Below are 18,588 nucleotides of genomic sequence, written 5' to 3' on the forward strand. Positions count from 1 at the left end.
TCGGCCGTTAACAAAAAATGCCATTTTTTATATCGATACTGTACGGGAATCAACAGCAGGCCTGATTTATGGTTAACGCCTATACTTATAGGGCACTTCCATATAGCCAATGCTAAGGAGAAGTCATTATGATGATTATCAATAAACGTTTCGCCACCGCCGCTCTGGCACTGACTCTGGCGTTTTCACTCAGTGCCTGTTCCAACATGTCCAAACGCGATCGCAACACCGCTATCGGTGCCGGCGCAGGTGCAGTCGGCGGCGCAGTGCTGACAGACGGCAGCGCGTTGGGTACGCTGGGCGGGGCTGCGGTAGGGGGCATTATCGGTCACCAGGTCGGTAAATAACCTGACCGAGCGCCCTCGGCCGACAGGCTGGCAAAAGCGCTTCGGCGCTTTGACGTATTAACCAATAACGATGATTTCAGGTCTGTTTTACTTTAAGTCTATGGTTCTTTTGCCGTTAACGGGCTAATCCCCGGCAGCAACAACCTCAAGCCATGCCACGGCATTGCACCGCGGCATGGCGATTCACCTCAACCGCCCGCCAGTTTGACCTTCATGCCTTTGGCTTCCAGCAGTTGCTTGAGCAGATCGCGTTTATCGCCCTGGATCTCGATGACCCCGTCTTTCACCGAACCGCCGCAGCCGCATTTCTTTTTCAGCTCGGCCGCCAGTTTGTCGAGCGCAGCATCATCCAGATCGACGCCGGCGATCAGGCATACGCCCTTCCCCTTGCGGCCGCTGGTCTGACGATGGATGCGCACGATGCCGTCGCCCTTGGCGCGTTGCGGTTTAACCTCTTCCTGCTTGATGCGGCCGCTGTCCGTGGAATACACCAGGCGGCTGTTATCGTCATTCATCGGCGGTTCCTCAGGCCAAAGAGGCGCGGATCGCGCGCAGCGTCGCGGCCGGATCGGCAGATTGGGTGATCGGACGCCCAATCACCATGTAGTCCACGCCGGCGGCCTGCGCCTGCACCGGCGTCATAATACGGCGCTGATCGCCCGCCGCGCTGCCTTCTGGGCGGATCCCCGGCGTAACCAGTTGGAAAGCCTGCCCGCAGGCCGCCTTCAGCCGCTGCGCTTCGTGTGCCGAACACACCACGCCGTCCAGCCCGCAGTCGCGGGTCAGGCGCGCCAAGCGCTCGGCGTGTTCCGCCGGGCTGGCCTCAATGCCGATGCCGCGCAGGTCTTCCGCTTCCATGCTGGTCAACACCGTCACGGCAATCAACAGCGGCGCATCCGCCCCGAATGACGCCAGCGCTTCTTTAGCGGCAGTCATCATGCGCGCGCCGCCGCTGGCATGGACGTTGACCATCCAAACGCCCAGTTCGGCCGCCGCCGCGACCGCATGCGCGGTGGTATTGGGAATATCGTGGAATTTCAGGTCGAGAAATACGTCGAAGCCGCGCCCATGCAGATCGCGCACCAGTTGCGGCCCAAACAGCGTGAACATTTCTTTGCCCACTTTCAGCCGGCAGTCTTGCGGATCGATACGGTCGGCGAACGCCAGCGCGGCGTTCTTATCGGCGTAATCTAACGCCACAACGATTGGAGATGATTTTAAGTCATTGTTATTAGCGTTATTTTCAGACTTCATTTCTTCTACCTTCTGTAAAATAGACATAATCAGGGACTCACCCGCGAAACTGACCGCCGCATTCTACATGCCGGAGGCCAGAAATCCCAGCCGCAGCGCGCACCGGCGCTCTGTCATGTTACCGCTCACCTTTGTCATGGCGCGTCAACGAAAGCGCGTTAGCGATAAACCACGCAGCGTAAAACGCCGTAAAGATGCGTAAATTGTTGATCAGATATTTTGAATGAGTTACTCAGCATTATCAGATTTTCAATCGACGTAGATGCTTTATTATTCAACCCATCGGAAGCGAATGGCTTCCTTCCTAAATAAACAGACTGGAGTCACCTATGAAAACCATCAAATATTTTGCAACCGCTGCCGCTATCGCACTGACCTCTTTCGCCACTTTCGCCGCTGAACCGATCAACAGCCAGCAGGCCGATAACCTGACCGCCACCGGCATCGTTTCCGCAGGCCACGCGACCACCCTCAGCAGCCTGGAAAAAAAGCTGGCCGCTAAAGCCGACGCTCAGGGCGCCAGCAGCTACCGCATCATCTCCGCCGGCGGTAACAACATGCTGAGCGGCACCGCGATCATCTACAAATAATGTTTCCGGTACAGGGCCCGCACGCTCGGGCCCTGCCTCTGTTTCTCGCCTAAAAAAAACGCGTTTGCCCCGCCCTCATTTGTTACATAAATATTAAATTTTTATTACACACTAGACACCCGATCGCCAGTGGCTTAGCTTGAAGGCATCTTCCTGCAGAAAGGCTTTCAAAATGAGCGAGATATCGACACTTACCATTAAAATTCCTCTGGAACTCAAGGAAAAAATCCGCGCCGCCGCCGCTGAAAACGAATTTTCGTTGAGCGTGGAAGTGTGCCAGCGCCTGGAAAGCAGTTTCAGCGCGCCCGCCACCAAAGCAGAAAAACCGGCCAAAAAGGCGGATGACCTGCACCACGGCGAGATCGACAATCAAAGCACCGAAGAAGAAATTGAACAGCCGCTGAGCCAGAAAGAGCTGAAGAAACTCCGCCAGCTGTTGAAAACCGGCGCCAAAGGCGGCAAGAAAAAATAAGCGACGAACAGACGAACATAAAAAACGGGGCGATAAATCGCCCCGTTTTGTTTTGTCGCCCCGCCGCATTATTGGCCGTCCAGACCGCGGATCGGTTTAACCGATGACCAGGCGCGGCACGACGGGCAATGCCAATAGAGCGAGTGCGCGGTGAAGCCGCATTTGTGGCAGCGGTAACGCGGCTTGGTGCGAATTTGCTCGCCGACCATATCGCGCAACAGCAGCAGACTCTCTTTCGCCCGGCCGTCTTCGGCGTCCGCCAGGTGATAATCCATCAGCCGGTAAAACACCCGCATGGTCGGATGGCGTTGCAGCTGGCGGTTGATATAGACCTGCACCACGTCGCGCCCTTCGTGCTGCTCGATAATCTCGGCCAGCATCAGATCGGCGGTGGCGCCGGTGTTCTCTTCCACGCAGCGCTTCAGGAATTCAGCCCAGTTGTGCTGTTGTTCCGGCAGATGCGTGTAGCATTCCTGCAGCATCGGCAGCGTTTCGCTGACCAACTCTTTATCCTGGCTCAGAACGCGTTGTAGCGACTCTGCCGCTTTGGCGTAGTCGTTTTGCGCCATATAGATGCGCCCGAACATGATGGACACGCGCGCACACTGTTTATCGGCGGCGGCCGCCCGTTTGAGCAGGCTCATCGCCCGATCGAGATCGTCGCTGCCCATCGCCTGCAGCGCCAACTCACAGTAAAAGTGCGCGATCTCGACGCGTTGCTTCTCTTTGCCCAGCTTGACCAGCTTTTCCGCCACGTCGATCGCTTTCTGCCAGTCGCTGGTCGCCTGATGGATCACCAGCAGTTGCTGCAGCGCCGAGACGCGAAAATCCGCTTCGTCAGTCAACTGGCTGAACATGTCTTCCGCGCGATCGTACAGCCCGGCCGCCATATAGTCTCGGCCCAGTTGCTGGACCGCCAGCAGGCGCTGTTCGAAGGTCAGAGAGGCGCTTTCCATCAAGGCCTGATGGATGCGGATGGCGCGGTCGACTTCGCCGCGCGAGCGGAACAGGTTACCCAAGGTCAGGTGGGCTTCAACGGTGTTGCTGTCCTCTTTCAACATGTCGAGGAACAGATCGACCGCCTTGTCCTGCTGGTTGGAAAGCAGAAAGTTCACCCCCGCCACATATTCGCGCGACAGGCGGTTGGCTTCTTGCTGTTTATCCTGCTGAGCGCTTCTGCGCCCCATGTACCAACCGTACGCGGCAGCCACGGGCAGCAACAGAAACAGCAGTTCTAACATAGAGGATTATTCCTTGCTGACAACAGGCTGAGCCGCCGGTTCAGCGGGCTGCTCAAGCTGCAGCTCCAGCCTTTTGATTTTGCGCTCGGCGCGACCCAGCGCAATACGCGTGCGCAGGTAGAACAGGCCGCAAATGATCCAGCCGAGAACGAAACCGGCGCCAAACAGCGTGGCCAACAGAGTCGATACGCGATAATCCCCCTGCGCAACCAGATAGTTAAAATTGACCACCTGATCGTTATGCGCACCCAAGGTGACGGAAATCACGAAGATCACCAGAACCAACAAAAAAATCAGCAAATATTTCACATTCTTTCCCGCGATGCCGAGTGAATCGGATGAACGATGCCAAAATGTGGCGTCCCTAACCCTTAAGTTAGCATTTCCCGCTGCGGCAGGGAAACCCTGCCGCACGATAAAACCACATATCTGCTGGCATATTCGGCAGTAAACGGTCTTAGCGAACAAATTGATGAGAAAGCTTCTCAAAACGTCGAATTTATAAGGATATGGGGGCAACCGGGCGAATTGCAATGGCGGGAAAATGTAAGCGGTTAATGCGGCACCGGTCCGATGCCGCCTATTTTGTGACGCGGTCACATATCGATCATATCTCCGGCTTGCGCGCCGCGATTTCCTGCTGCTCTTTTGGCGGCGGGGTCAACGGGCCGAACCAACGCTGCGCCAGCCAGCAGGTGATCACCACCAGCAGCCAACTGATCAGCGTAGCCATCGCCAGATCGCGCGGCCAGTGCATGCCCAGCAGCAGACGGCTGCCCATCACCCCCGTTGCCCACACCATCAGCAGCGCGACGGTTTTATAATGGCGGCGCGGCCACAGCAATCCTACGCCCAGCAGCGCCCAAGTGGCGGCGAACATCGTATGCCCCGACGGGAAAGCGAAGCCGGTTTCAAACTGCCAGTGCTTGCGCAGCCAGTTCGGCACCAGCGTCTGGTCTTGCAGTTGCTCGCGCACCAGCGCGCTGCGCTCTTTACGATGCAGCGAATAGAAATATTTTCCGTCCACGCCGTGGGTTTGCTCGAGCCATACCACAAACGGCCGCGGTTCTTGCACCCGATCCTTGATCAACGACTTGACCCCCTGCCCAATCACCAACGCGGCGGAAAGCAGGATCGCCAGACCGATGGCCGCTTTCAGCCGAAAGCGCAGGCACCACAAAAACCAACCGCAAAGGATAGCGCTGGTCAGAATGCCCCACGGCGAGGTCACGGTTTCGGTTACCCAGAACAGCGCTTTGAGCAGCCGATCATTGCCGCCGGGCTGCCAATGCCAGCCGGATGCCCATACGACCAGCGGCATCAACAGCAGCAGCAGCGCGCCGCCCGCCGTGCGTTTTGCTATCTCATACATTCCCGTTTTCCTCTGCGTGAATCAGGCTGCAGTGTAACAAGAGTGCAATATTGATAACACGCGAAAAATTAAACAGATAGGCAACCTATCGCAATAATAGGTGGCCAGAAAACGCCATCTGCTGATTTGCTGAGCACCGCCCGGCAAGAAGTTGTGGCAAAATAGCCGATAATTAACGAAATAGAGATCGGCGCAGCACGTTTTAGTCTTGGTCAATTTACTGAACCGGACTTAGGATGCGCGACAATGATTGAATCGTAGGTTTTTGTGGAGAGTGACATGCAGCTGAAACGGGTGGCAGAGGCTAAACTGCCGACACCTTGGGGCGATTTCCTGATGGTAGGATTCGAAGAACTGGCGACCGGACATGACCATCTGGCACTGGTATTCGGTGATATTTCCGGCGAAGCGCCGGTGCTCGCACGCGTGCATTCCGAATGCCTGACCGGCGACGCGTTGTTCAGCCTGCGCTGCGACTGCGGTTTTCAACTGGAAGCCGCACTGGAGCAGATTGCGGAAGAAGGCCGCGGCATCCTGCTTTATCATCGCCAGGAGGGCCGCAATATCGGCCTGTTGAACAAGATCCGCGCCTACGCCCTACAGGACAAGGGCGCAGACACCGTGGAAGCCAATCACCAGCTCGGCTTCGCCGCCGACGAGCGCGACTTCACCCTGTGTGCCGACATGTTCAAACTGCTGGGCGTCGACGCGGTGCGTTTGCTGACCAACAACCCGAAAAAGGTCGAGATCCTGACCGAAGCCGGTATCAACATCAGCGAACGCGTGCCGTTGATCGTCGGTCGCAACCCGAAGAACGAACGCTATCTGGCCACCAAGGCCGCCAAAATGGGCCATTTGCTCGACCAGAAGTGATCGCCACCGCCGCGGAAACAATCAGGGCGCCTTACGGCGCCCTTTTTATTGATTAATTACAGCATTTTCCTGATCACATAGTGCAGGATGCCGTCGTTTTCGTAGTAAGTCAGCTCATTGCCGGTATCGATGCGGCACCGGGTGTCGACCACTTCCTTGCGCCCGTCGGCATAGGTGATGTGCACCGGCACCGTCTGGCCCGGCTGCAGCTGTTGCAGGCCGCCAACGCTGATCTGCTCATCCCCGGTCAGCCCCAGGGTTTTGCGCGTCACCCCCTGCGGGAACTCCAGCGGCAAAATCCCCATGCCGATCAGGTTAGAGCGGTGAATACGCTCGAAGGATTCGGCAATCACCACCCGCACGCCCAGCAGGCGCGGCCCCTTCGCCGCCCAGTCGCGGCTGGAGCCGGAACCGTACTCTTTACCGGCGATCACCGCCAGCGGCACTTTCTCCTGCTGGTACTGCATGGCGGCGTCGTAGATAGACAGCTGCTGTTGTGACGGAATATGGCGGGTATAGCCGCCCTCCACGCCCGGCACCATTTCATTGCGGATGCGAATGTTGGCGAAGGTGCCGCGCATCATCACTTCGTGGTTGCCGCGGCGTGAACCGTAGGAGTTGAAATCCTGCGGCGCTACGCCATGCTCGCTCAGGTAACGCCCCGCCGGGCTGTCGCGCTTGATGTTGCCCGCCGGCGAGATGTGGTCGGTGGTCACCGAGTCGGCCAGAATCGCCAGAATGCGCGCGTCTTTGATGTCCTGCACCGGATCCGGCTTCACCTGCATGGTGCTGAAGAACGGCGGATGGCGGATATAGGTAGAATCCTCCTGCCACTGATAGGTCGCCGAACCGGTCACCTGGATCGCCTGCCAGTTGGCGTCGCCGTCGAACACTTCGCCGTATTCCTTGTGGAACATCTCGGTGCGCACTTCTTCCACCGCCTGAGCGATGTCCTGGCTGCTCGGCCAGATGTCCTTCAAATAGACCGGCTGACCGTCATTACCCTCGCCCAGCGGCTCTTTGGTCAGATCGATCTTCATGCTCCCCGCCAGCGCATAAGCCACCACCAGCGGCGGCGAGGCCAGCCAGTTGGTTTTCACCAGCGGGTGGATGCGCCCTTCGAAATTACGGTTGCCCGACAGCACCGCGCCAACGGTCAGATCGCCCTCTTTGATCGCCTGCTCGATAGGATCCGGCAGCGGCCCGGAGTTGCCGATACAGGTGGTACAGCCATATCCCACCAGGTTGAACCCCAGCTCTTCCAGATAGGCGGTGAGTTTGGCGCTGTCGAAGTAGTCGGTCACCACTTTGGAACCCGGCGCCAGCGAGGTTTTTACCCAGGGTTTGCTGCGCAGCCCTTTCTTGACGGCGTTTTTCGCCAGCAGGCCGGCCGCCATCATCACGCTCGGGTTGGAGGTGTTGGTGCAGGAGGTGATCGCCGCGATCACCACCGCGCCGTCGCGCAGTTCGTGCTGCTGCCCGTCCAACGTAAAGGTTTTGCCGTCTGTCTTGGCCTTGTGGCCGCCGATATCCAGCTCGGTCGCGGCCTTGAACGCCTGCGGCACATTCGGCAGCGCGACGCGATCTTGCGGGCGTTTCGGCCCGGCGAGGCTCGCCTCCACCGTCGACATGTCCAGCGCCAGCGAGCTGGTGAAGACCGGCTCATCCCCCGGATTGCGCCACATGCCCTGCGCTTTGGCGTAGGCTTCCACCAGCGCGATTTGTTCGGCGCTGCGGCCGCTGAGCTTCATATAGCCGAGCGTAACGTCATCCACCGGGAAGAAGCCGCAGGTGGCGCCGAACTCCGGCGACATGTTGGCGATGGTCGCCCGGTCCGCCAGCGGCAGATCGGCCAGGCCGTCGCCGTAAAACTCGACGAACTTGCCGACAACGCCGTGTTTGCGCAGCATTTGGGTGACGGTCAGCACCAGATCGGTGGCGGTAATGCCCTCGCGGAGCTTGCCGGTCAGCTTGAAGCCGACCACATCCGGGATCAGCATCGACACCGGCTGGCCCAACATCGCCGCTTCCGCTTCGATGCCGCCCACGCCCCAGCCGAGGATGCCCAGGCCGTTGATCATGGTGGTGTGGGAATCGGTGCCCACCAGCGTATCGGGATAAGCCACACGGCGGCCGCTTTCGTCGCTGTGCCAAACCGTTTGGCCGAGGTATTCGAGGTTGACCTGGTGACAGATGCCGGTGCCCGGCGGCACCACGCGGAAGCGGTTAAAAGCTTTCTGCCCCCAGCGCAGGAAGGTGTAGCGCTCGTGGTTGCGCTGCATTTCGATACGCACATTGTCTTCGAAGGCGTTGTTATCGCCAAATTCATCGACGGTAACCGAGTGGTCAATCACCAGATCCACCGGCGACAGCGGGTTCACCTGCTCGACATTGCCGCCCAGTCGCCGTACCGCTTCGCGCATCGCCGCCAGATCCACCACCGCCGGGACGCCGGTAAAATCCTGCATCAGCACGCGCGCCGGACGGTAGGCGATCTCACGGTCAGCATGGCCGGTTTGCAACCAGGCGACGATGGCCTTGAGGTCGTCAACCTGCACGGTATCGCCATCCACATGACGCAGCAGGTTCTCCAACAGCACTTTCATCGATTTCGGCAACCGGTCGATAGCACCCAGCTGCTTCGCCGCCAGCGGCAGACTGTAGTAGTAATATTCGCTATTCAGCGCAACCAGCTTATCCAGACTTGTTTCACGAAGATCGGACGACATAGCTCCTCCATTTCTTATTGTGACTAAAACAGGGTAATCAGTGAGGTCTTGTTTAAAGATACCACAAAGACAAGTTAACGTTTTGATAACAACACGATTTGATCACAACGATAGGTGGGAACAATCACAGAAGTTAATGTGAAGAGTGTCAGCGAGTTACCTTAACCGCCGCTCCTTGCCTGAAATGCCAAAGCCGCATGAAACGGTTTCATCGAACATGCGCGATAATTTCAATCGGCATTTCCCGATACATCAGCGATATTGAACATTCTGACAATAAAGCACGCGCATGGAGCACATTTTGAATATCACCATCGATCCAACCTTCCAAAATCTAATGGTCGTGGCTACATCACTCATACCGTTGATTTTGTTTATCATTATTATCTATCGCACGCGCTCTGGTTATATTCTACTCAAATTCTTGTGGGATAAAGTTCTGCGCGGTAAGGGCAGCCAGTATGAGAGCATCAAAACATTCGACAGTGAACAGTATGAGGTGCATCGCTTTATTTACCATTACGGCATCAAGGTTAGAAACCTCACGGAAATTGAGGCAACGCTGCGTTGGATGGAGAACAAAGACGTCGCAATGCATGAGTTGCGGCGCATAAAGGACAGATTTACCCCTAAAGATCAGAAAATTAGGCTGGCAAGCGCGATGGAGTTTGCCATCCTTGCTGTATCTATCGTGCTTTTGTACTTCATTACCATTGCCGCAACGAAACTCACAATCACCAATGAAGCCTGGTATGAGTTCAAACAGACCACGCACAGTTTTCTGTTGGGCAAAGACTATGCGAAAAACTCAGATCTGTTTATTCCGTTTATATCAGACAAAAAATGGGAACTGACACGAGAGCAATGCGGAGCCCGTGATGCTTTTCAACGCGCCGCCGAGGTCGGTCTATTGGAAAGTGAGGTACAATCAATCTGTTATAAACTCACCAACGGTGATGACAGTGAACGGCGCGCCGATGTAAAAATACAAAAGAGAATAGGATGGACGCTTTTGGCATCAAGCCTTTATCTCCTTTACCTGGCTGTTATAACGATCGTCGCCGCCAAACGGGCCAAAACGTTGGATAAGCGTATCAATCAAGACGCTAACGCTTTACCTCAGTCTCAACCCCCGACGAATAACCAAGATGCGCCGTAAGCGGCAGCATGCAAAACAGGAGGGACACCCCCTCCTGTTTTGGCCGACGCGCCGCCAACCTGAACTTACTTAATCGGCAGCTTGATGTCCTTGAACATCGCTTCGATCTCTTCGTTGGAGCGCAGCGCCACCGCGCTGTCGACCACGTCGCGCGTCAGGTGCGGCGCGAAGCGCTGAATGAAGTCATACATGTAGCTGCGCAGGAAGGTGCTGCGGCGGAAGCCGATTTTGGTGGTGCTGTAGGTGAAGATGTCGCGCGCATCCACCGTCACCAGATCCGGATCCTGCACCGGATCCACCGCCATGCTGGCGATCACCCCTACCCCCAGTCCCAGCCGCACATAGGTTTTGATCACGTCGGCGTCGGTGGCGGTAAAGACGATGCGCGGCGTCAGACCGGCGCGGTTGAAGGCGGTGTCCAGCTCCGAGCGGCCGGTAAAGCCGAAGGTGTAAGTGACGATCGGGTAAGCCGCCAGCTCTTCAATGCTGATGCTGCTTTTGCCCGCTAAAGGATGATCGGGCTTCACCACCACCGCACGGTTCCAGTGGTAGCACGGCAACATGATGAGATCGTCGTACAAGTGCAGCGCCTCGGTGGCGATGGCAAAATCGGCGGTGCCCTTGGAGACCGCTTCGGCGATCTGCGTCGGCGAGCCCTGATGCATGTGCAGCGAGACGCGCGGGTAACGCTCGATAAAGCCCTTGATCACGTTTGGCAAGGCGTAGCGAGCCTGCGTATGCGTGGTGGCGACGTACAGCGAGCCTTTGTCCGGGTAGGTGTGTTCACCGGCAACGGCTTTGATGGCGTCCACTTTGGACAACACTTCACGCGCGATGCGAATGATTTCCTGGCCGGCGGGGGTGACCTGGGTCAGGTGCTTGCCGCTGCGGGCGAAAATCTGGATGCCCAGCTCATCTTCGAGCATGCGCACCTGTTTACTGATGCCGGGTTGAGAGGTATAGAGCCCTTCTGCCGTCGAGGAGACATTCAGGTTGTGGTTAACCACTTCCACAATGTAACGAAGCTGCTGCAATTTCATATCTTATACCATCCTAGGTTAAACACTGCGGCTTACCCGCAGCCAGGTATATCGGTGTCGCCCCGGTATGCTGAAACTCACAAGCCATAAACCCCGTGTTCTACCCTGATGGTGAAGAAAACGCCGTTGTTAATAAGCTTTAATAATAAAAAAACTTTTTATATAACCACTATACCACGATGCAGCTTCAAGTATAGATCCGCGTCACACTATGATAACGATTATTTTGCATTGGTATCAACGTGAAACGGCGGTGTCGGAGGGATAAAAACAGCAAAGGATAGATCCGTTTGCCCCTTTTCACCAATAAAAAAACCAGCCGCCAGGGCTGGTTTTTCATCTTGCAGGCAGGACATCGCCCTTACTTCTTGCCTTCGACCCACTTGCCGTCCACGTAGAACGCGGACCAACCGGTCGCCTTGCCGTCTTTTTCAGAGGAGACGTACTGCTGCTTGGTTTTACGGCTGAAACGCACCAGCGTTTTGTTGCCTTCGGCATCCGCCACAGGCGCATCGGCCAGGTAGCGCAGTTTCTCCGGCAGACGATCCTTGAAGCGAGCCAGCTCCTCCACCAACGGCGCGCGGGTCTCGCGCGATTTAGGGAAGGTGTTGGCCGCCAGGAACACGCCGGCAGCGCCGTCACGCAGCACGAAATAGGCGTCGGACTTCTCGCACGGCAGCTCCGGCAACGGCACCGGATCTTCCTTCGGCGGCGCCACATCGCCGTTACGCAGGATCTTGCGGGTATTTTTGCAGTTCTCGTTGGTGCAGCCCATGTACTTGCCGAAACGCCCCATTTTCAGGTGCATTTCCGAACCGCACTTGTCGCACTCCACCACCGGGCCGTCATAACCTTTCAGGCGGAACTCGCCCTCTTCGATCTCATAGCCGTCACACGCCGGGTTGTTGCCGCAGACGTGCAGCTTGCGCTGGTTGTCGATCAGATAGCTGTCCATCGCCGTACCGCATTTCTGGCAGCGGCGGCGGGCGCGCAGCGCGTTGGTTTCCGCGTCGTCGCCTTCGAGGATGTTGAGCACTTCCGCTTCAGGCACCAGGTTGATGGTGGTTTTGCAACGCTCCTTCGGCGGCAGCGCGTAGCCGGAACAGCCGAGGAACACGCCGGTGCTGGCGGTACGGATGCCCATCTTGCGGCCGCAGGTCGGGCAGTCGATGCTGGTCATCACCATCTGGTTAGGCCGCATGCCGCCTTCTTCCGGATCCTTCTCCGCCGTTTCCAGCTGCTCGCTGAAGTCGACGAAGAACTCGTCCAGCACCGCTTTCCATTCAGCCTGGTTGTTGGCCACCTCATCGAGGCCGTCTTCCATGCGCGCGGTGAAGTCATAGTTCATCAGCTCGCGGAAGTTCTCTTCCAGACGATCGGTGACGATCTCACCCATTTTCTCGGCATAGAAGCGGCGGCTTTCCACCCGCACATAACCGCGATCCTGAATGGTCGAGATAATGGAGGCGTAGGTGGACGGGCGGCCAATGCCGCGTTTTTCCAGCTCTTTCACCAGCGAGGCTTCGCTGTAGCGCGCCGGCGGCTTGGTGAAGTGCTGGCTCGGGATCAGTTTCTGCAGATCCAGCTCGCTGCCGATTTCGACGTATGGCAGGGTGCGATCTTCATCGCCCTTGCGCAACGCCGGCATCACCTTGGTCCAGCCGTCAAAGCGCAGCGTACGGCCCTTGGCGCGCAGCTGATAATCGCCGGCTTTCACCGTCAGCGTGGTGGAATCGTACTGCGCCGGCGTCATCTGGCAGGCGACGAACTGGCGCCAGATCAGCTGATACAGCTTCTGCGCGTCCGCTTCCATGTCTTTCAACTGCTCGGCGAGCACGTTCACGTCCGAAGGACGGATCGCTTCGTGCGCTTCCTGCGAATTCTCTTTGCTGCTGTACTGATTCGGCGCCTTCGGCAGGTATTTATCGCCGAAGTTGTCGCCGATATAGCCACGCACCATGTTGAGCGCATCCTGGCTCAGGTTGGTGGAATCGGTACGCATATAGGTGATGTGGCCGGCTTCATACAACCGTTGCGCCATCATCATGGTTTTCTTCACGCCGAAGCTCAGGCGGGTGCTGGCGGCCTGTTGCAGCGTGGAGGTAATGAAAGGCGCGCCCGGCTTGCTGCTGGTCGGTTTGTCTTCGCGATCCAGCACCGTGTAGCGGGCTTTTTCCAGCAACTTGACCGCGGCGTGAGTCTGCTCGCGGTTGACCGGCTTGAACGGTTTGTCGTGCGCGTGGGTCACTTCCATCTGCAGCGCGGTTTCACCCTTCGCCAGCAGATCGGCATGCAGTTCCCAGTACTCTTCCGGCACGAACGCCTTGATGTCGCGTTCGCGCTCAACCACCAGACGCACCGCCACCGACTGCACACGGCCGGCGGACAGGCCGCGTGCGATTTTCTTCCACAGCAGCGGCGAGACCATATAGCCCACCACGCGGTCCATAAACCGGCGCGCCTGCTGCGCGTTGACGCGATCAATGTTCAGCTCGCCCGGCTGTTTGAACGCCTGCTGGATCGCGTTTTTGGTGATTTCGTTAAACACCACGCGGCTAAAGCGTTTGTCATCTCCGCCGATCACTTCCCGCAGGTGCCAGGCGATGGCTTCCCCTTCGCGGTCAAGGTCGGTTGCGAGATAAATGTGGTCGGCGTTTTCCGCCAACGATTTTAACTCGGCGACCACTTTTTCTTTACCCGGCAGGATTTCATAATGCGCTTTCCAGCCGTGGTAAGGGTCGACGCCCATGCGATTTACCAGCGCCGCCTTCTCATCTTTTTTAACTTTTTTCTTGGCTTTGTCTTCGGTTGAGTCAGCGCTCTTTTTGCTGGCTGAGCCACTGGTCGGCAAATCACGGATGTGACCGACGCTGGACTTCACCACGTAGTCACTTCCTAAATATTTATTAATAGTTTTGGCTTTTGCCGGGGACTCAACTATTACGAGAGCTTTACCCATATTTACCTTTACCTAATTTATTTCTTCTAAAAAGAAGTCTTTTATCTCGCCGTGCCGCGGCAATTCGTGTCTCTTTTTTTATATTGCGGCAGTCTGGCAAGAGATCAACAGATTTTTTTCTTTTGGTTGCCCAACTGCTCAACCTGAACGCAAGTTGTTGATCCTGCCTGCTATTCACCCATGCCCCAGAAGTATGGCTGTGTGAGTTTTATTCATGGCGTAAACAAAACCTTCCACCCGACGCCGCAAAATCCCACACTGTACCTGATAAAAAGCGTCACGCAACCTAATTAGCATGGAAAGTCCGATTTCGCCAACCGGCGGCCGCCCATGGCCATCCAGACGGCAAATAAACCTTAGTCGGTTTGCGGATAAAAGCGAACCGGCGTTAGAATATGCGCAGAGTTTTTAGTTTGGAGTCTAATAAATGCGCACGAATACTGCACCTATCGGCCGCGAGGCCCTGCTGGCGGAAGCAAATAACATCATCCGCCAACACGAAGATTATCTGCACGGCATGATCGCCACCGACGTTGAACAAAAAAGCGGCGTTTTAGTTTTTCGCGGCGAATACTTTTTGGATGCCGATGGATTGCCCACCGCCAAAACCACCGCGGTATTTAATATGTTTAAACATTTGGCTCACCTGCTTTCGGAAAAATACCACCTGGTCGATTAAGACAAGAAAACGGGGGCGCCTGGCCCCCGTTGATTCACGCTCTCGTTGCCGTTACAACAACGGCTTTTCCCCACGCTGCCACCAGCGCAGCAGCAAACGATCGACGCTTTCCGCCGCGCTGCCGGTGAAGCGATCCATCAGGCGTTTGCGGCGCGTATAGCGCACGGCGATCACTTCGTGGTTATCCAGCTCGGCGATCAGCAAATCATCGCTGGTGCCGATGGCGTCGACCAGGCCCTTCTCTTTCGCCTGTGAACCGAACCAGTGCTCACCGGTGGCGACGCTGTCGATATCGAGCGACGGGCGCTGCTCATGCACGAAGCGCTTGAACAGTTCGTGGGTTTCGTTCAAATCTTCGCGGAACTTCTCGCGCCCCTGTTCGGTGTTTTCACCGAACAGCGTCAGCGTGCGTTTAAACTGCCCAGCGGTGTGCAACTCCACGTCGATGTCGTTCTTCTTCAGCAGACGGTGGAAGTTCGGGATCTGCGCCACCACGCCGATGGAGCCGATGATGGCGAACGGCGCCGCCACGATGCGATCCGCGACGCAGGCCATCATGTAGCCGCCGCTGGCCGCCACTTTATCCACCGCTACCGTCAGGCGAATGCCGCCTTTGCGCAGGCGCTCCAACTGCGAAGCCGCCAAGCCGTAGCCGTGCACCACCCCGCCAGGGCTTTCCAGGCGCAACAGAACTTCATCCTGCGCCGACGCCACCGCCAACACCGCCGAGATCTCTTCGCGCAGCGAGGTGACCTCGTGCGCGTCCATGCTGCCCTTGAAATCCAGCACATACAGGCACGGCTTGGCCACTTCCACCGCGCCGGACTTAGCGCGCTGCTTCTTCAATTTGTCATCAGATTTGGTCTGCTTCTTGAACTGTTTCAGCCAAACCTTCTGCTCGGCGGCATCCATTCGCGCCAGGCGCATATCGCGCTGCATCTCGCGATACTGTTCGCCGAGATCGGTCAGCTGCAGCTCCCCTTTCTGGCGGCTCTTGCGTTGCCCCAAACTGACCGCCAGGATGGCCAACGCGGCGATGGCGAGCACCACCGTGGCGACCTTGGCCAGAAACAGGCCATAAACAGATATAAACTCCACAGATTCCGCCTTTATTTACAGGTTGTTAGTATGCTTATTTCCATTTTAGCCAACCGCAGCGGCTGCTGTCGCGGCTAAATGAAAATTCATTGCGCACAGAGCATCACTATGGGGACGATTTACGGCCGAACCAAGCCGCCACCGCCGCGCTTTTGTTACAAAAGAATGCCATTTCAGCCTGCTACGCATTGAAAATGCCTGCGGATTAAGGCATATAACACCCATTATTCATCAATATGATGAGACGGATTCGCTGCGCGGCCCGCAGACGGTCGAGCCTTCGCTCCCGCCCCGGCCGCGCGTTTCACCCTTGCTCCCCGATATCCGCGGGAGAACAGCCACCCAGGCGAGGATTTATCGTGCATTACCAACCCAAACAAGATCTGCTCGAACAACGTATCATTTTGGTCACCGGCGCCGGCGACGGCATCGGCCGCGAAGCGGCGCTGACCTACGCGCGCTTCGGCGCCCAGTTGGTGCTGCTGGGGCGCACCGAGAGCAAACTGCTGGCGGTACAACAAGAGATCGCAGCCCTGGGCGGCGCCCCGGCCCTGGTGGTCACGCTGGACTTGCTGCACGCCACTCAGGAGCAATGCCGGCAGATAGCCGACGATCTGGCGCGCCAGATCCCCCGCCTTGACGGCGTGTTGCACAACGCCGGCCTGCTCGGCGACATCGCGCCGATGGCCGACCTGTCGATAACCATGTGGCAAGAAGTGATGCAGGTTAACGTCAACGCCACCTTTATGCTGACTCAGGCGCTGCTGCCGCTGCTGCTGAAATCCCACGCCGGTTCACTGGTGTTCACCAGCTCCAGCGTCGGGCGTACCGGCCGCGCAGACTGGGGTGCCTATGCGGTGTCGAAGTTCGCCACCGAGGGCATGATGCAGGTGTTGGCCGACGAGTACAAAAACCGCAATCTGCGGGTGAATTGCATCAATCCGGGCGGCACCCGCACCAAAATGCGCGCATCTGCCTTCCCGCACGAAGACAAGAACAAGCTGAAAACCCCGGCCGATATCATGCCGCTGTATCTGTATTTGATGGGCGAAGACAGCCGCCGCAAAACCGGCATGAGCTTCGACGCGCAGCCGAACCGCAAACCCGGCGCAGCCGAATAATCAGGAGCGTTTCATGGCGGAAGATCGTCATCAACAGCGCCAGCAGCGCCTGAAAGAACAGGTCGATGCGCGCATCGCCGCGGCGCAGGACACCCGCGGCCTGCTGCTGGTGTTTACCGGCAACGGCAAGGGTAAAACCACCGCCGCCTTCGGCACCGTCACCCGCGCGGTCGGCCACGGCATGCGCGCCGGGGTGATCCAGTTCATCAAGGGCGAATGGCCCAATGGCGAAAAGAATCTGCTGCAGCAACACGGCGTTGAATTTCAGGTGATGGCCACCGGTTTCACCTGGGAAACGCAAAACAAGGCTGGCGACACCGCCGCCTGCCAGGCGGTGTGGCAGCACGGCAAACGCATGCTGGCCGACAGCGGCCTGGATCTGGTGCTGCTGGACGAAGTGACCTACATGCTGACCTACGGCTATCTGGAACTGGACGAGTTGAAGGAAGCGCTCCTACGGCGCCCTGCGCATCAAACGGTGATCCTGACCGGGCGCGGTTGCCATCGCGATCTGCTGGAACTGGCGGATACGGTCACGGAGATGCGGCCGGTGAAACACGCATTCGACGCGGGCGTGAAGGCGCAACAGGGGATAGATTGGTAACAAAACGTTCTGGCCCCGAACGGGGCCAGAATGGCGGGATTAGCTGCGTTTGCTTGGCTTGCCCGGTTTGCTGCCTGGCGCACTGCGGCGGCCGCTGCCGGCCACCTGCGAGTGGCGCTTGACCGCACGGCGGATCTGGTTGGCCTTCACGCGGCGGCGCTCACGCTCCACCGGCATTTTGCTGACCGTTTCCGGTTTCAACTCCACCAGCTCGCGCAGGTAGTTGATCGCCGGCAGATCCAGTTCGGCCCAGCCGCCGCGCGGCAGGCCTTTCGGCAGATCGATGTCGCCGTAACGCACGCGGATCAGGCGGCTCACCTGCACGCCCACCGCTTCCCACAGGCGACGCACTTCACGGTTGCGGCCTTCGGTCAGGGTCACGTTGTACCACTGGTTGAGGCCTTCACCGCCCTGGAAGCTGATGGTGCGGAAGGCGGCCGGGCCGTCTTCCAATTGCACGCCTTTGCTCAGCTGCTTCACTTTCGCATCGTCAACCTGGCCGAACACGCGCACCGCGTACTCGCGCTCCACTTCACGGCTCGGGTGCATCAGACGGTTGGCCAGTTCGCCATCGGTGGTGAACAGCAGCAGACCGGAGGTGTTGACGTCCAGGCGCCCTACCGCCACCCAGCGCGAACCGCGCAGCTTCGGCAGGCGATCGAACACCGTCGGGCGGCCTTCAGGATCGCTGCGGGTACACAGCTCGCCTTCCGGTTTGTAGTAAGCCAGCACCCGGCAAACCACCTCTTCGGACTCTTTGATCGACAGGACATGACCATCCAGACGGATTTTCATCGCCGGCGTCACTTCAACGCGATCGCCGAGCTTGGCGACCTTGCCGTCGACGCTGACGCGCCCGGCTTCAATCATGGTTTCGATTTCACGACGCGAGCCATGCCCGGCGCGCGCTAAAACTTTCTGTAACTTTTCGCTCATTGAGCAACCTCTAATGTCGCCTTCACAGGCGTCGGGGGGATACCGCCGCGGCCAACCGCCACAACGGTCATAATACGCTTATCAGGATCGAACCGCGCATTATACAGGCTTTCT

At 57.7% G+C, this 18,588-nt stretch carries 19 protein-coding genes; 8 read left to right on the forward strand and 11 right to left on the reverse strand.

The features are described from left to right. Positions 1-128: 128 nt before the first annotated feature. Positions 129-347, forward strand: coding sequence for an osmotically-inducible lipoprotein OsmB (gene osmB / locus J0F90_RS13255; RefSeq protein WP_004945176.1), 219 nt, complete (start codon positions 129-131; stop codon positions 345-347). A 188-nt stretch (positions 348-535) separates the two neighbouring features. Here the strand turns inward: osmB and yciH are convergent, their stop codons facing one another. Then, entirely contained in the window at positions 536-862 is a 327-nt protein-coding gene (gene yciH / locus J0F90_RS13260) for a stress response translation initiation inhibitor YciH (protein WP_033640142.1), read from the reverse strand. A gap of 10 nt (positions 863-872) precedes the next feature. Beyond that, the gene (gene pyrF, locus J0F90_RS13265) at positions 873-1,601 is read right to left on the reverse strand and encodes an orotidine-5'-phosphate decarboxylase (RefSeq protein WP_042705513.1); all 729 of its coding nucleotides are present in this window, start codon (positions 1,599-1,601) and stop codon (positions 873-875) included. Positions 1,602-1,930: 329 nt separating this feature from the next. Here pyrF and bhsA point away from each other — a divergent pair, with 329 nt between their 5' ends. Both bhsA and J0F90_RS13275 read left to right on the forward strand, forming a co-directional pair. After that, positions 1,931-2,191: a multiple stress resistance protein BhsA gene (bhsA, locus tag J0F90_RS13270; protein WP_016927533.1), complete on the forward strand. Its 261-nt coding sequence runs from the start codon at positions 1,931-1,933 to the stop codon at positions 2,189-2,191. A 172-nt stretch (positions 2,192-2,363) separates the two neighbouring features. Next, on the forward strand, positions 2,364-2,663 hold the full coding sequence (locus J0F90_RS13275; protein ID WP_004930644.1) for an Arc family DNA-binding protein: 300 nt from the start codon (positions 2,364-2,366) through the stop codon (positions 2,661-2,663). Positions 2,664-2,731: 68 nt separating this feature from the next. Here J0F90_RS13275 and lapB read toward each other — a convergent pair whose 3' ends face one another. The 3 genes from lapB to pgpB form a co-directional block, all read right to left on the reverse strand. Continuing rightward, positions 2,732-3,904, reverse strand: a complete 1,173-nt coding sequence (gene lapB, locus J0F90_RS13280) for a lipopolysaccharide assembly protein LapB (RefSeq protein WP_016927532.1) — start codon at positions 3,902-3,904, stop codon at positions 2,732-2,734. Positions 3,905-3,910: 6 nt separating this feature from the next. After that, the gene (locus J0F90_RS13285) at positions 3,911-4,213 is read right to left on the reverse strand and encodes a LapA family protein (protein ID WP_004930650.1); all 303 of its coding nucleotides are present in this window, start codon (positions 4,211-4,213) and stop codon (positions 3,911-3,913) included. A gap of 298 nt (positions 4,214-4,511) precedes the next feature. Next, positions 4,512-5,276 (reverse strand): phosphatidylglycerophosphatase B, encoded by a 765-nt coding sequence (gene pgpB, locus J0F90_RS13290; RefSeq protein ID WP_016927531.1) that lies wholly within the window; start codon positions 5,274-5,276, stop codon positions 4,512-4,514. Positions 5,277-5,555: 279 nt separating this feature from the next. On the opposite strand from pgpB, the gene ribA reads away from it, so the two are divergent. Beyond that, entirely contained in the window at positions 5,556-6,149 is a 594-nt protein-coding gene (ribA, locus tag J0F90_RS13295) for a GTP cyclohydrolase II (RefSeq protein WP_004930678.1), read from the forward strand. Positions 6,150-6,205: 56 nt separating this feature from the next. Here the strand turns inward: ribA and acnA are convergent, their stop codons facing one another. Next, positions 6,206-8,878: an aconitate hydratase AcnA gene (gene acnA / locus J0F90_RS13300; RefSeq protein WP_033640140.1), complete on the reverse strand. Its 2,673-nt coding sequence runs from the start codon at positions 8,876-8,878 to the stop codon at positions 6,206-6,208. A gap of 301 nt (positions 8,879-9,179) precedes the next feature. On the opposite strand from acnA, the gene J0F90_RS13305 reads away from it, so the two are divergent. Then, complete coding sequence (locus J0F90_RS13305) at positions 9,180-10,037, forward strand: DUF6216 family protein (protein WP_126186631.1); 858 nt, start codon at positions 9,180-9,182, stop codon at positions 10,035-10,037. A 65-nt stretch (positions 10,038-10,102) separates the two neighbouring features. On the opposite strand, the gene cysB is transcribed toward J0F90_RS13305, so the two are convergent. The 3 genes from cysB to topA all read right to left on the reverse strand — a co-directional run bounded on the left by cysB (position 10,103) and on the right by topA (position 14,036). Beyond that, positions 10,103-11,077, reverse strand: coding sequence for an HTH-type transcriptional regulator CysB (gene cysB, locus J0F90_RS13310; protein ID WP_004930690.1), 975 nt, complete (start codon positions 11,075-11,077; stop codon positions 10,103-10,105). A 221-nt stretch (positions 11,078-11,298) separates the two neighbouring features. Next, complete coding sequence (locus J0F90_RS24820; protein WP_255253503.1) at positions 11,299-11,433, reverse strand: hypothetical protein; 135 nt, start codon at positions 11,431-11,433, stop codon at positions 11,299-11,301. 5 nt (positions 11,434-11,438) lie between these two features. Continuing rightward, the gene (gene topA, locus J0F90_RS13315) at positions 11,439-14,036 is read right to left on the reverse strand and encodes a type I DNA topoisomerase (RefSeq protein WP_004930691.1); all 2,598 of its coding nucleotides are present in this window, start codon (positions 14,034-14,036) and stop codon (positions 11,439-11,441) included. Between the two features lie 427 nt (positions 14,037-14,463). Here topA and J0F90_RS13320 point away from each other — a divergent pair, with 427 nt between their 5' ends. Next, on the forward strand, positions 14,464-14,715 hold the full coding sequence (locus tag J0F90_RS13320) for a YciN family protein (protein ID WP_004930700.1): 252 nt from the start codon (positions 14,464-14,466) through the stop codon (positions 14,713-14,715). Between the two features lie 51 nt (positions 14,716-14,766). On the opposite strand, the gene sohB is transcribed toward J0F90_RS13320, so the two are convergent. Then, positions 14,767-15,813 (reverse strand): protease SohB, encoded by a 1,047-nt coding sequence (gene sohB, locus J0F90_RS13325; RefSeq protein ID WP_016927527.1) that lies wholly within the window; start codon positions 15,811-15,813, stop codon positions 14,767-14,769. 359 nt (positions 15,814-16,172) lie between these two features. Between sohB and J0F90_RS13330 the strand changes: the two genes are divergently transcribed. Both J0F90_RS13330 and cobO read left to right on the forward strand, forming a co-directional pair. After that, a complete protein-coding gene (locus tag J0F90_RS13330; RefSeq protein ID WP_016927526.1) occupies positions 16,173-16,934 on the forward strand; it encodes a YciK family oxidoreductase in 762 nt (253 codons plus the stop codon). A gap of 13 nt (positions 16,935-16,947) precedes the next feature. Next, positions 16,948-17,538, forward strand: coding sequence for a cob(I)yrinic acid a,c-diamide adenosyltransferase (gene cobO / locus J0F90_RS13335; protein ID WP_033640138.1), 591 nt, complete (start codon positions 16,948-16,950; stop codon positions 17,536-17,538). Between the two features lie 39 nt (positions 17,539-17,577). Here the strand turns inward: cobO and rluB are convergent, their stop codons facing one another. Continuing rightward, positions 17,578-18,474: a 23S rRNA pseudouridine(2605) synthase RluB gene (gene rluB / locus J0F90_RS13340; protein WP_015378049.1), complete on the reverse strand. Its 897-nt coding sequence runs from the start codon at positions 18,472-18,474 to the stop codon at positions 17,578-17,580. Between the last annotated feature and the right edge of the window lie 114 nt (positions 18,475-18,588).

The sequence above is a fragment of the Serratia marcescens subsp. marcescens ATCC 13880 genome, from assembly GCF_017299535.1.
Taxonomy (GTDB): Bacteria; Pseudomonadota; Gammaproteobacteria; order Enterobacterales; family Enterobacteriaceae; genus Serratia; species Serratia marcescens.